At 49.0% G+C, this 12,500-nt stretch carries 12 protein-coding genes; 7 read left to right on the top strand and 5 right to left on the bottom strand.

The window, feature by feature from the left end:
- Window positions 1-8 precede the first annotated feature (8 nt).
- Complete coding sequence (locus ACYCS5_RS07280) at window positions 9-470, top strand: hypothetical protein (RefSeq protein WP_209949905.1); 462 nt, start codon at window positions 9-11, stop codon at window positions 468-470.
- An 81-nt stretch (window positions 471-551) separates the two neighbouring features.
- On the opposite strand, the gene ACYCS5_RS07275 is transcribed toward ACYCS5_RS07280, so the two are convergent.
- Window positions 552-1,283 (bottom strand): ZIP family metal transporter, encoded by a 732-nt coding sequence (locus tag ACYCS5_RS07275; protein ID WP_013311970.1) that lies wholly within the window; start codon window positions 1,281-1,283, stop codon window positions 552-554.
- A 281-nt stretch (window positions 1,284-1,564) separates the two neighbouring features.
- Here ACYCS5_RS07275 and trxB point away from each other — a divergent pair, with 281 nt between their 5' ends.
- Both trxB and ACYCS5_RS07265 read left to right on the top strand, forming a co-directional pair.
- Window positions 1,565-2,506 carry a thioredoxin-disulfide reductase gene (gene trxB, locus ACYCS5_RS07270; RefSeq protein ID WP_023990316.1) on the top strand — a complete coding sequence of 314 codons (942 nt, stop codon included), beginning with the start codon at window positions 1,565-1,567 and terminating at the stop codon, window positions 2,504-2,506.
- A 58-nt stretch (window positions 2,507-2,564) separates the two neighbouring features.
- Window positions 2,565-2,795, top strand: coding sequence for a glutaredoxin family protein (locus ACYCS5_RS07265; protein ID WP_007432162.1), 231 nt, complete (start codon window positions 2,565-2,567; stop codon window positions 2,793-2,795).
- Window positions 2,796-2,888: 93 nt separating this feature from the next.
- Here the strand turns inward: ACYCS5_RS07265 and ACYCS5_RS07260 are convergent, their stop codons facing one another.
- Window positions 2,889-4,061: an ROK family protein gene (locus tag ACYCS5_RS07260; protein ID WP_459761003.1), complete on the bottom strand. Its 1,173-nt coding sequence runs from the start codon at window positions 4,059-4,061 to the stop codon at window positions 2,889-2,891.
- Between the two features lie 134 nt (window positions 4,062-4,195).
- On the opposite strand from ACYCS5_RS07260, the gene xylA reads away from it, so the two are divergent.
- Window positions 4,196-5,512 carry a xylose isomerase gene (xylA, locus tag ACYCS5_RS07255; RefSeq protein ID WP_039273722.1) on the top strand — a complete coding sequence of 439 codons (1,317 nt, stop codon included), beginning with the start codon at window positions 4,196-4,198 and terminating at the stop codon, window positions 5,510-5,512.
- Window positions 5,513-5,560: 48 nt separating this feature from the next.
- Entirely contained in the window at window positions 5,561-7,084 is a 1,524-nt protein-coding gene (gene xylB, locus ACYCS5_RS07250; RefSeq protein WP_340886382.1) for a xylulokinase, read from the top strand.
- Between the two features lie 86 nt (window positions 7,085-7,170).
- Here the strand turns inward: xylB and ACYCS5_RS07245 are convergent, their stop codons facing one another.
- Genes ACYCS5_RS07245 through ACYCS5_RS07235 form a run of 3 tightly spaced genes read right to left on the bottom strand, consistent with a single transcriptional unit; the run spans window position 7,171 to window position 9,812 of the window.
- The gene (locus tag ACYCS5_RS07245) at window positions 7,171-7,347 is read right to left on the bottom strand and encodes a FeoB-associated Cys-rich membrane protein (RefSeq protein WP_080658679.1); all 177 of its coding nucleotides are present in this window, start codon (window positions 7,345-7,347) and stop codon (window positions 7,171-7,173) included.
- Between the two features lie 36 nt (window positions 7,348-7,383).
- Window positions 7,384-9,393, bottom strand: a complete 2,010-nt coding sequence (gene feoB, locus ACYCS5_RS07240; RefSeq protein WP_340886380.1) for a ferrous iron transport protein B — start codon at window positions 9,391-9,393, stop codon at window positions 7,384-7,386.
- The gene (locus tag ACYCS5_RS07235) at window positions 9,384-9,812 is read right to left on the bottom strand and encodes a FeoA family protein (protein WP_459761002.1); all 429 of its coding nucleotides are present in this window, start codon (window positions 9,810-9,812) and stop codon (window positions 9,384-9,386) included. Before ACYCS5_RS07235 ends, feoB begins: the two co-directional genes overlap by 10 nt.
- Before the next feature lie 101 nt (window positions 9,813-9,913).
- Here ACYCS5_RS07235 and ACYCS5_RS07230 point away from each other — a divergent pair, with 101 nt between their 5' ends.
- Window positions 9,914-11,041 (top strand): transglutaminase domain-containing protein, encoded by a 1,128-nt coding sequence (locus ACYCS5_RS07230; RefSeq protein ID WP_029519208.1) that lies wholly within the window; start codon window positions 9,914-9,916, stop codon window positions 11,039-11,041.
- A 46-nt stretch (window positions 11,042-11,087) separates the two neighbouring features.
- A complete protein-coding gene (locus ACYCS5_RS07225; protein ID WP_029519207.1) occupies window positions 11,088-12,464 on the top strand; it encodes an MFS transporter in 1,377 nt (458 codons plus the stop codon).
- The last annotated feature ends 36 nt before the right edge of the window (window positions 12,465-12,500 follow it).

The raw sequence follows: 12,500 nt of genomic DNA, 5'->3' as shown, positions 1-12,500 counted from the left end.
GGCTACCGATGACCATTGCTTTTATCGTAGTAGCTGCGGTTGCCTTTATTTTTTTGCTGGTATTTAATACGAAGATGACGCGCAAGTCCTCTTCCAAGACTCGCTCTACCGAAGAGGACTCACGGCAAAGAAGCAAACGTCCTTATCCTGTACAGGTGGAACCCGAGGCGCGTGAATGGATAGATCCTGCGCAAGAGACGCCTCCTAAGGATATCGATGTCGAAGAGCATCATGCGGAGGAACAACACAAGGTGCCTGATATCCAGACGGATAAGAAGGTGGAAAAAGATCGCGAGAATATTAAAGATGCATACGGAGATCAGGATTATCGTGCGGCTTTACGTGGTTTTGCCAAAAAGGACGAAGAAAAGGAAAGACATTCCCCAATATCCAATGGAGAGAAGGAGACTCACAAAAGTGAGGACGAGCAGTATCGTGAAGCATTGCGCTCCATGAACCAAAAAAAATGAGGTATCTCCATGTGAACACGCCAAAAAGGCTGCTTATCTGTCTGGATTACAGGCAGAAGGCGGCCTTTTTGTGTTGCTCGGCTATAGCCATTCGGTTAGCCCAATCATCGTAATTAAGCCGAGAATAAAAGAGAATGTGGCGATCCGCTGGTTGCCATCCCCGTGACTCTCGGGAATCAGTTCCTTGTAGACGATAAACATCATGGCTCCGGCGGCAAAAGCAAGGCCGTAAGGTACCAGTCCGTTCACCCAGCTACTCAAATAAAAGCCGATCAGACTCGTAATGATTTCCACAGCTCCGGTGAGGGTAGCAATGCCCAAGGCCTTGAAACGGCCGATGTTTTGATTCACAAGGAACAACGCTACGATAAAGCCTTCCGGGGCATTTTGCAGGCCGATAGAGAAGGCGATCAGATTGCCGAGATTGTGAGTCTCACTCGCATAGCTGACCCCAACAGAGAGTCCTTCCGGTAAATTGTGCAATGTAATAGCTGCGATGATGAGAAAAGATTTGGATTCCAGTTGAAAGGTCTTGGAATCTGGGTCCTCCAAATCCGCATGGGGAATGTACATCTCCATCACCAGTAATACGAGGCAGCCGAGCAGAATTCCCGCAGTCAGCACGAACCAATTGGAATGCTGGATCGCTTCGGGAATGAGGTTATACACGGAGGCAGAGGTCATAATTCCTGCGGCATAAGCCAACAGAACATCGCGAAGCCGATGCGTGATATTACGCATAAACAGTATGGGCACGGCGCCGAGTCCAGTGGACAGGGCAGAAATAAAGCTACCTACAAAAACGTCATTCATAATCGGGATAATCCCTCCATACCTGATTTATCTTTAAGCTTCGCTTCATGAAAACTTCATTTGACTGTTTACAGCTATTTCCGCATAATGAAATTAGGATTTAGAATCAGTCTAAGTCATAAAAAGCTACAAAACAAGTGATTCGTTTTTGTAATATCCGGGTGTCCACATTTTGGGATAAGCTTCTGGCGGAATTACTTTTAGAGTATATGCAGTTGCCCAGCGCCCGGTTCCGAAAACTCGTTATATAATACTTATGATATTTTAGGAGGAACCAAGATATGTACAAGTCCATTATTATAGGTACCGGCCCTGCCGGTTTGACCGCTGCAATTTATCTGGCACGCGCTAACATGAGCCCACTGGTGATCGAAGGACCACAGCCAGGCGGACAATTAACTACGACTACGGAAGTTGAAAATTTCCCAGGTTTTCCGGAAGGAATCATGGGACCCGATTTGATGGATAATATGCGTAAGCAAGCGGAGCGTTTTGGCGCTGAATTCCGCACAGGCTGGGTAAACAAAGTAGACACAACTGCTCGTCCATTTACTTTGGATGTAGAGGGTTTGGGTGAACTGGTTACCGATACGCTGATTATTTCCACAGGAGCGACTGCCAAGTACCTGGGTATTCCCGGTGAACAGGATAATATCGGACGTGGCGTAAGCACTTGCGCAACATGCGACGGCTTCTTTTTCCGTGGCAAAGAAATTGTTGTCATCGGCGGCGGAGACTCTGCACTGGAAGAAGCCAATTTCCTGACTCGTTTTGCCTCTAAAGTAACGTTGGTGCATCGTCGTGAAGAAATGCGCGCCTCCAAAATTATGCAGGATCGTGCTCGTGCGAACAACAAAATTGAATGGGCGCTTAATCGTACTCCTGTAGAAGTGATTGCGGACGAGAACGGAGTCACTGGCTTGAAAGTACTGAATAATGCAACAGGTGAAGAGGAAATCATTACAGTTAGCGGCGTATTCGTGGCGATTGGTCATCATCCGAATACGGGCTTCCTCGAAGGACAAATTACAACGGATGCGAACGGTTATATCGTCGTAAATCCGGGTACTTCCGAAACAAACGTGCCTGGCGTATTCGCTTGTGGCGACGTACAGGATACACGCTACAGACAAGCAATTACCGCAGCAGGTAGTGGCTGCATGGCTGCTATGGACAGCGAGAAATACATCGAAAGCCTGGAGCACAGCGCACTGGCCCTGTAATGATCCACGCAAGTTTGAATAAATATGATGTAACAAAATAAATGATGAGGTGATATTCATGGAAAAAGCAATCGTATACACATCTACAAACTGCCCGCATTGCCGTCAAGTAAAAAGCTACTTGAGTGAAAAAGGCGTGGAGTACGAAGAACGCAACATTGAAACCAATGAAGCTTTTGCTCAAGAGGTTTGGGATATGGGCATTCGTGCCGTTCCATTGACTTTGATCGGGGAAGAACGTATTTCCGGTATGAACAAAACCAAGTTTGAAAAAGTGTTGAACGCTTAATCCAACCTAACAGCAGACGACGGTCCTATGATCGTTATATGGTTAAGAAAAGGCTCCTATCGCAGCTACATACTGCAATGGGGGCCTTTTTACTTATAAGGACACGCGTACACGCCCGAGAAAAGGAGCGGTTGCTGCATAGGCGGCGCCTAGCATCGTCGAACGGCTGCCAAGCGTGGAGAAACGAATCTGTAGTTGCCGACGGTGATAGGGCAAGGCACGTTCGTCAATCACTTCACGCATACTTTGCTCCAACCAAGGTCTGGCTTCCGCCAGTGGACCGCCAATGATAAGCATTCCGGGGTTGAGGCTGTTCACAATGTTGGTAATACCCACACCCAAATATCGCCCAATATCATCAAGGACGCTTAATGTACTTACTTCACCTTGCTGAGCAAACGGCAGTAATTCCGCTGTATTATGTGCAGGTAGTTTCAATGTGGATGCTACATACGCCTTCTCTGAAGCATACAGCTCCCAGCAACCGCGACTACCGCAGGAGCAGAGTCGTCCGTTCCAATCAATAGTCATATGACCCGTCTCTCCGGCGTACCCCCAAGCTCCTTGATACGGTTTGCCGTCAATGATAATCCCGGCCCCGATTCCAGACCCTGCACTGATGTAGACCAGATCCCGCACCAGCTGTCGGTGATCGCCGTCCATACCATAGTACAACTCGCCCTGCGCGCCGACGTTGGCTTCGTTATCTACTACGACGGGCAGACCTAGCTCAGCCTCAAGCTGCTGCCGCAGCGGAACCCCTTCCCAGCCCAGATTGGGTGCGAACAGCACGGTTCCGGTCTCATCCACCATACCCGGTACCCCCAGTCCAATGCCGACAATACCATGAGGGGAGGGAGGAGTGACCTGCATAAGCTCCTGAACGAGCTTTCGAATCTGTTCCATAACAAAGGCGGGATCATGCTGGGTTAGAGAAAAGGTAAGCTCCGTTTCAATGGTACCTGCCAGATCGGTCAGAGCGCCCTTGATGTACTGTACGCTGACCTCAATACCGAGTACAAAGCCTGCACGGCTATTGAACAGCAGCATTAAAGGCTTACGCCCACCGCTGGATTCTCCTAATCCTGTCTCATACACCAATCCATCGGTAATGAGCTCTGCCACCAGATTGGAAACGGTTGCCTTGTTTAATCCAGTTTGACTGGATAACTGTGCCCGGGATAGCGGAGCATGAAGGCGAATACGCTCCAGCACAATGGATTTATTCAGCTTTTTGACAAGCGCCTGATCGCCAGTGACATTCATGGTTCATTCACTTCCTGTTGGTGTAATTCCTGATATTATATCATAAAAACAAACTTAGTTTAAGCAATAGACAAAGTCTTTTGGCTGTGCTAGAATCGTTTTTGTAAACGTTTACTATAAAGGAGGAACTTATAATGGCTTATTTCGAACAGGTATCTAAAATTAACTTTGAGGGCAAGCAATCCGACAATCCTTTTGCGTTCAAATTTTATAATCCACAGGAAATTGTAGCGGGAAAAACGATGGAGGAGCATTTACGTTTTAGCATGGCCTACTGGCATACACTGGTTGCAGGCGGCTCCGATCCTTTTGGTGTAGAAACAGCGGAACGTCCATGGTCCAAGTTTACCGGGCTGGATTTGGCGAAGGCACGTGTGGAAGCTGCCTTTGAACTGCTGGATAAGCTGAATTTACCTTATTTCGCTTTCCACGATGTGGATATTGCACCGGAAGGCGCGTCATTGAAGGAATTTTACAGCAATCTGGATACCATCGTGGATCTGATTGAGGACCATATGAAAGCTACGGGGAAAAAACTGCTGTGGAACACGGCGAACATGTTTAGCCATCCACGTTATTTGCATGGTGCTGCCTCGACTTGCAATGCAGATGTATACGCACACGCAGCTGCTCAGATTAAAAAAGGACTGGAAGTGGGCAAACGTCTGGGCGCAGATAACTATGTTTTCTGGGGAGGCCGTGAAGGCTACGAAACACTGCTGAACACGGATTTGAAGCTGGAGCAGGACAATTTGGGACGTATGTTCCATATGGCCGTAGACTATGCGCGTGAAATTGGCTTTGACGCTCAGTTCCTGATTGAGCCAAAACCGAAGGAGCCAACGAAGCATCAGTATGATTTTGATGCTGCGACGACGATTGCTTTCCTGCAAAAATATGATCTGGATCAACATTTCAAGCTTAATCTGGAAGCTAATCATGCCACTTTGGCGGGTCATACTTTTGATCATGAAGTGCGTGTAGCACGGATTAACGGCATGCTGGGATCACTGGATGCAAATCAGGGAGATTTGCTGCTGGGCTGGGATACGGACGAATTCCCAGTTGATCTGTATGATGCGACCCTGACGATGTATGAAGTGCTGCAAAATGAAGGCTTGGGCCGTGGTGGTATCAACTTTGATGCCAAGGTACGCAGAGCATCGTTTGAGCCAGAAGACTTGTTCCTCGCGCACATCGCAGGTATGGATACGTATGCGAAGGGGCTGAAGGTAGCTGCCAAACTGATCGAGGATCGTGTGTTTGAGGACTTTATTGAGAAGCGCTACAGCAGCTTTAAAGAAGGTATTGGAGCAGACATCGTATCCGGAAAAGCAACGCTTGCTTCTCTGGCTGAATATGCTCTGGCGAACGAAACACCACGTAAAAACGTATCCGGTCGCCAGGAATATCTGAAAGCAACATTAAATCAATACATTTTGGCTGACTAAGCATATATAAAATAAGGAATACACGATAACAGGGAAGGAGGAACTCCGATGCAGGAGAAGCTAAATCAGGAGCAGGAACGCTATGTCATCGGCGTAGATTTGGGTACCAGCGCGGTCAAAACGGTGCTGGTTAACCTCAAGGGTCAGGTGGCTTATGAAACCTCCCAGTCTTATCCACTCCATCAGCCGAAGGCAGGATATAGCGAACAGCATCCTGAGGACTGGGTCAGTGGCACGTTAGCATCACTGAAACAGCTTGTGGAGAAGGCCGGAATCGGCGGCACAGATGCCGTAGACGGTATTAGCTTTTCGGGACAGATGCACGGGCTTGTGCTGACTGACAAGGAAGGCCAAGTGCTTCGTCCGGCTATTCTGTGGAATGACACGCGTACGACAGCACAATGCCGTCGTATTGAAGAACAGCTCGGGTCGGACCTGCTGAATATCGCACGTAATCGCGCGCTGGAAGGCTTCACGCTGCCCAAGCTGCTGTGGGTGCAGGAGCATGAGCCAGACGTGCTGGCCCGTGCGGCACATTTTATGCTACCCAAGGATTATGTGCGCTACTGTCTGACAGGAGAGCTGGCGACGGAGTATTCGGATGCGGCGGGCACGCTGCTGCTGGATATAGCGAACAAGCAGTGGAGCGAAGAGATCGCTGCCGCGTTTGATCTTCCGTTGTCGCTGTTCCCATCGCTGGTGGAATCCTTTGATCAGACGGGTACGCTATTGCCGGAGATTGCGGAGCAGAGCGGGCTTTCGCCTGAAACGAAGGTCTTTGCAGGTGGTGCGGACAACGCATGTGGCGCGATTGGTGCCGGCATTTTGAGTGAAGGCCGCACCCTATGCAGCATCGGCACCTCAGGGGTTGTACTTTCTTATGAGGAACGCAAGGATATTGATGTGCAGGGGCGGGCGCATTTTTTTAATCATAGTGAGCAGGATGCTTATTATATTATGGGGGTTACGCTCGCGGCCGGATACAGCTTGACTTGGTTTAAGGATACCTTTGCACCACAGCATTCTTTTGATGCACTATTGGCAGATGTGAACTCTATTGAGCCAGGCAGCCGAGGGCTACTGTTCACGCCTTATATCGTCGGCGAGCGTACACCTCATCCAGATGCAACCATTCGAGGCAGCTTTATCGGGATGGATGCGGGGCATAAGCTTGCGCATTTTACACGAGCGGTACTGGAAGGAATAACGTTTTCGCTCAAGGAATCTATAGATATTCTTAGAGGGACGGGCAAAACGGTGAATGAAGTGATTTCCATCGGCGGCGGTGCGCGTAATGAGGCATGGCTGCAAATGCAGGCAGATATTCTTAACGCGGATATCATCAAGCTGGAAAGCGAGCAGGGACCTGCCTTGGGGGCGGCCATGCTGGCTGCTTATGGTAGTGGCTGGTTTGAATCTCTGCAAGCGTGTGCTGAAGCATTTCTGCGTGAAGCAGCGAGATATTCGCCGAACCCGGACCGTGTGGCACAGTATGAAGGCCTATACGAGCTGTATCGTGAAGTTTACTTGCACACGCGAGAGCTAAATGAGCATTTGGCAGTGTATCGCTGAATACGGTGAGCTTTAAGCGTAAATAAGAAGCGGCTTCGGGTGTAAGAAACCCCCGAAGCCGCTTTTCATGTGATGATGAGTTGGAATTAAATACTTTTCTTGATTTTCGCATAATCTTCATGCATAGAGCTCGCCGCACAACCCGGACATGACTTGCTCGACGAACACCCCGCACAGGCGCCTTGACGGCTTTTTCGCAAAAATCGTACCAGCACCCACGCACTATAACCGAGGATCGCCAATAAAATGATGATATTGATCATGAAATCCACTTCCTTTTATTTACTGTAGGGCCTGACTTAACCCCAACCTAATAATCTGCCACACTGATAGATCAAGACGGCGATGATATATGCGACGGTCAAAGGATAGATCACAGAAAATGCGGTCCAACGCCACGAAAGGGTTTCTTTACGAATGACCGCTACCGTAGCCAGACACGGAACATACAACAGAATGAACACCATAAAGCTAAAAGAGGCAAGCGGTGTAAAGGCATGTCTGACTTGTAGTTCAAGTCCCTGCATATCAGGAACGTGGTAAATAATATTCATCGTTGATACGACAACTTCCTTGGCCATAAAGCCTGTGAGCAGGGAAGCGCCTGCTTGCCAGGTGCCAAAACCGAGAGGGGCCAGTAATGGAGCGAACCAACCTCCAACGGTGGCAAGCAGGCTGTCATCCATTTCTACCCCGAAGCCCTGCGGACCGAAATTGGACAAGAGCCAGATGCCAACGGAACCTGCAAGAATAATGGTTCCGGCTTTACGGACGAAGCCTTTAACCTTCTCCCATGTGCTGCGGAATAGTGTAAGAGCCTGCGGCACTCGATAGGGAGGAAGTTCCACGATGAAGAGGGAGGGCTCACCCGACAAAATGGATACTTTGGAAAAAATTTTGGCAAGTATAAGTGAAACGACGATTCCTAACACATACATCAGCATGATGATGCTTGCCGCATGTGTTGGGAAAAACACACCCGCAAACAACGCATATACCGGCAGGCGGGCCGAACACGACATAAAGGGCACCAGCAACGTGGTAATGAGACGCTCTCTGGGCTGTTCAATGGTGCGTGCTGCCATAATCGCAGGGACATTGCAGCCAAATCCGATGATGAAGGGAATGAAGCTTTTCCCGTTCAAGCCCACGGCTTGCATCAGACGATCCATTAGTATCGTGACCCGTGCCATATACCCGGAGTCTTCGATCACCGAGATAATCAGAAATAAAATAGCAATTTGAGGCAGAAAAACAAGCACACCCCCGACTCCAGCCACGATGCCGTCCACGACTAGACTTTGCGTAAAGGCAGACGCGTTCAAGTGAACGAGTAATTCAGAAATCCAACTGCTGAGTGCACCTGAAAAAAATCCATCCAGCATATCTGAAAGGATCGTACCCGCCCAATCGAAGGTGAACTTGAAGGTAGCGTACATCAGCAGCAAAAAGATCGGAATCCCCAGATACCGGTGAGTTAATAGTGCATCTAGCCTATCCGTTAGGCTGTGCGGCTTGAGCTTGGAGGTGTCGAGTGCCTTGGTACACAGATCAGCAATCCATGCTGTTCGTACAGAACGAATATGCTGAGCAGGCGTGATGGCACAGCCTTCACTGAGCAGGTCTTCTTCGCAATGGCGAATACGCGCAGTTACTTGTTCACGCTGCACCTCATCTGTCATCCATTCCATGACGACAGGATTGTTTTCCAGACATTGCAGTGCGGCCCACCGGAGTTGCGGTACAGATGCATCCGGCAGTAAGTTGCAAATATCATGAATAGCCGCTTCGACGGCAGGGCCGTAATCCAGTTGAAAAGTATTGGATGCATGTCTTACTTCTCGAAGAGATGCGAGCATTTGCTTACTTCCACTACCTGTGCGCGCCACCATAGGAATGATGGGAACGTTCAATTGTTCAGCCAACAATTCCTTGTTTACGCGAAGACCCGTGGCATCAGCTACGTCAGTCATGTTTAAGCCAAGTACAAGGGGACGGCCATATTCCAGTAGTTGTACGGTCAGATAGAGATTACGCTGGAGCTGGGAGGCATCCACGATATTGATCAGGGCCGCAGGCGGCTCTTCCAGCAAATATCGGGTTGCGACACCTTCATCCAGCGAAAGAGGGAGTAAAGAGTAGGCACCTGGCAAATCCACCAATACGGCAGACTTGTCACGCAGGAGCCCTGTTTTCTTTTCCACGGTGACGCCGGACCAGTTCCCTACTTCTGCATACGTACGAGTCAGCTTGTTGAATAATGAGGTTTTTCCTGTATTGGGATTGCCAAATAGAGCGATCATGTCCATGTCGGAACGACCTCCAGTTGTTTCACTTGATTTTGACGGAGGCCGACCAGTTGGCCGTTGCATTCAATGACGATCGGGCCGCCCAATAAACTGATTTTTTTTAAGCGTATGATGGAACCTTCGTTGATGCCCATGTCTGTCAAGCGGCGGCGCAATGAGGGATGAAGAGGGTCAAGGGATTGCAAACGCACAGTCTGACCTAGTGGCGTACGAAGAAGTGAAATACATTCTGGCATGGTGTTCAGCCTTTCTGATCTAGAATGAGAATCAATATCATTTACTTCCGATGCCAGTACCATATCATGAGGATACTTAGATTGCTGTGATAAAATTCGCTGCGAACGACATGTTTGCCCCTTGCTCCCATCTGTTATATCGCCGAGTATGTGTGTCGCAACCTGTCTTTTTAACGGTCCCATTACTCGTCTGCAACCGACAAAACTAGAGCGTTTGGGGCAACTGTTTTTATGGTAAGATAGAGCTGTTTATAACTATGCTAAGAAGGGCAGGAACGCTCTGTATGAACAGAAAAATCGGGGTTAGGCTTGTAAAATGTCTGGTTGCGGGTGCAGCGCTGGCTGTGTTGCTGCCGCAGGCTGTGGAGTGGGGCAGCAATGTGTATGCGGCGTCGATCAAGCCGGCTCCATCGGTATCATCGCAGCAGCTTCAGAACAAGCTTTTACAGGCAATGGCTACGCGGAGTGAAACGCTGACCTTTACATATCAAGGGCGAGTGAACGGTCTCAAACAGCAATTACAGACGGCCATCCAACAGGCCATGGAGAGCGATCCGTATGTGAATTATACGATCAAAAGCTACGCATTCAGCTATACAGGCACAACGACCTCCGCTCAGGTTACGATTCGTTTAAGCTACCGGGAGACGAAGGAACAGACAGCTTATGTGGATAGCACAGTTAAAGCGGTGCTGGGGGATATTATTACGAAGGGAATGACGGATCATGAGAAGGTGAAGGCCATCCATGATTGGATCGTCGTTCGCCTGAAGTATGATGAAGCACAGCAAAAGTACACAGCCTACGATGGCCTGAAAACGGGAAGCACGGTCTGCCAGGGTTATTCACTGCTAGCCTATAAAATGCTGGAACGTGCAGGCATTACGAATCGGATTGTGGAAGGTAGAGCAGGGGGACAGCTGCATGCATGGAATCTTGTTTTATTAGATGGTCGATGGTATCACATGGATACGACATGGGATGATCCAACCCCAGATCGCGCGAACGAAGTAAGCACTTCATATTATCTGCTGACGGATACCGAAATGCGGCGGGATCACTCATGGGTGAAACCGTATCCTCAGGCGAATACATCGTATCGGGAAACCTTATCAGCACTGGTAGCTGCCGGAGGATCAAAGGCTGCTGTGTATCAAAAACTGTACAATACCCTCGAATATCCGCTGCAAGATGGTAAGGGTCTGGTTAAATCATCCGCCGACATCAAGGAACAGGTGCGTAAGATTGTAAATAAGGGAGGGACGACGCTTACCTTCGCCTATCAGGGAACAGAGCGAAGTCTCAAGGAGGATTTACAGTCCTTATATCAACTCGGCTTAAAATCCATTTCTTATCAGATTACGGACCTTGGAAGTACCGGCAATCTTCGGGTAACCCTGAAATGGACCTAATCATCTGCTGTAAAAAGCTACATTAACAAAGGAGTATTTTATTTATATGCACAGGCGTTCCTTTACCTATTTGCTTGGCACGCAGACCATGTCCAATGCGGCCGACATTCTTTATATTATGGCACTTGTGTCTTTGGTTTTTCATGAAACAGACTCCATCTTCTCTTCGGTGCTCGTTCCGTTGCTGCGAATGGGGGCACAGATGATCAGCGGCTTTTTAGCACCGCTCATTTTGGCCCGATTCCAGCTTCCTTTTATTTTATTCGTTTCTCAGTTCGGGCAACTGGCTTTCTTTGCTGTTCTGCTGGGCCACTTGTGGTCAGCAGGCACGGAGCCGATATGGGTGATTGTGTTTACGTTGGTGGCAGCCATGTCCTTTCTGGACGGATGGACTACGCCTGCGCGTAATGCGCTGATTCCTCGCCTTGCGTCCGGGGAAGGACTTATGCGGGCAAACAGTCTGGTATCGGTCAGCGATCAGACGGTGCAATTAGCGGGGTGGGGGCTTAGTGGTGTGCTCGTAGCCATGCTAGGTTCGGAAAAAACACTACTGGTTGCTGGCGGATTATATATGATAGCCATGATCTTCACCAGCCTGATTCGAGATCCACTAGAGGGCAAAGCTCATTATTTGCTGCAACCTGGAACAAGGGTGCGAGGTGGAGATGTCTCAGTTTTCGAAGCTCTAACTGAACCCGGGCAAGGGCATCATGACTTGCCTCCTGCACAGTTGGAAGATACACTATATGGCCCGGAATCTGAGAGCCCCACACTACCTCCCAAGCGTAAAAAGGAAATACTTCGTGAAGGCTGGAGCCTCATCGGAGCCAGTCGCAGACTGAAAGCTCTTATTTTTATGGATATGATTGACCTTCTAGGGGGTTCGGTTTGGGTAGGCGCGTTCACGCTTGCTTTCGCTCAGCAGGTCTTGCACAAAAGTGAGGCATGGTGGGGATACATCAATGCAGCGTATTTTGCAGGAGCGATTGGCGGCGGTATCGTGGTCCTCGCCTGCGTCAAGTATTTGCAGCGCAGACTGCTGCCCGCCATGTTGGCGGGGATGGCAGGTTATGGGCTGCTGACAGCTTGGTATGCACTGAACACATTACCGCCACTAACGCTGCTTATCGTGCTGTTGATGGGACTACCTGCGGAAATGTCCGTCGTATCCCGCCGTACGATGATGCAAATGAGTGTGTCTGTACATGATTTGCCTAAGGTGCTGTCCGCCCAGGCTACGCTGACAAGCCTAACGTTTTGTATTTCGCTGCTTTTAATGGGCTGGATTGCAGATCATTTGGGTATCGTTAATTTGTACTTGTTTTCAGCAGGGTTGACGCTGATTGCTGTCATATACGGTATTTTTAGTCGTCGTGCCTTATCTATGTCTTTATCAGCTGAAGTAGCTGCTTCTTCCAAATAAACAGAAAAAGAAATAGAAAAAGAAAAGGCCCGTCTC

Source organism: Paenibacillus sp. SEL3 (assembly GCF_054602585.1).
This window is presented reverse-complemented; position numbering and strand designations above follow the sequence as displayed.

What these genes read in the sequence shown, in the direction of transcription:
- ACYCS5_RS07275 (WP_013311970.1), bottom strand. Translation starts at nt 1,283, where the DNA reads ATGAATGACGTTTTTGTAGGTAGCTTTATTTCTGCCCTGTCCACTGGA.
- xylA (WP_039273722.1), top strand. Translation starts at nt 4,196, where the DNA reads ATGGCTTATTTCGAACAGGTATCTAAAATTAACTTTGAGGGCAAGCAA.
- ACYCS5_RS07260 (WP_459761003.1), bottom strand. Translation starts at nt 4,061, where the DNA reads ATGAATGTCACTGGCGATCAGGCGCTTGTCAAAAAGCTGAATAAATCC.
- ACYCS5_RS07235 (WP_459761002.1), bottom strand. Translation starts at nt 9,812, where the DNA reads ATGGGACCGTTAAAAAGACAGGTTGCGACACACATACTCGGCGATATA.
- ACYCS5_RS07225 (WP_029519207.1), top strand. Translation starts at nt 11,088, where the DNA reads ATGCACAGGCGTTCCTTTACCTATTTGCTTGGCACGCAGACCATGTCC.
- xylB (WP_340886382.1), top strand. Translation starts at nt 5,561, where the DNA reads ATGCAGGAGAAGCTAAATCAGGAGCAGGAACGCTATGTCATCGGCGTA.
- trxB (WP_023990316.1), top strand. Translation starts at nt 1,565, where the DNA reads ATGTACAAGTCCATTATTATAGGTACCGGCCCTGCCGGTTTGACCGCT.
- ACYCS5_RS07230 (WP_029519208.1), top strand. Translation starts at nt 9,914, where the DNA reads ATGAACAGAAAAATCGGGGTTAGGCTTGTAAAATGTCTGGTTGCGGGT.
- ACYCS5_RS07280 (WP_209949905.1), top strand. Translation starts at nt 9, where the DNA reads ATGACCATTGCTTTTATCGTAGTAGCTGCGGTTGCCTTTATTTTTTTG.
- feoB (WP_340886380.1), bottom strand. Translation starts at nt 9,393, where the DNA reads ATGGACATGATCGCTCTATTTGGCAATCCCAATACAGGAAAAACCTCA.
- ACYCS5_RS07265 (WP_007432162.1), top strand. Translation starts at nt 2,565, where the DNA reads ATGGAAAAAGCAATCGTATACACATCTACAAACTGCCCGCATTGCCGT.
- ACYCS5_RS07245 (WP_080658679.1), bottom strand. Translation starts at nt 7,347, where the DNA reads ATGATCAATATCATCATTTTATTGGCGATCCTCGGTTATAGTGCGTGG.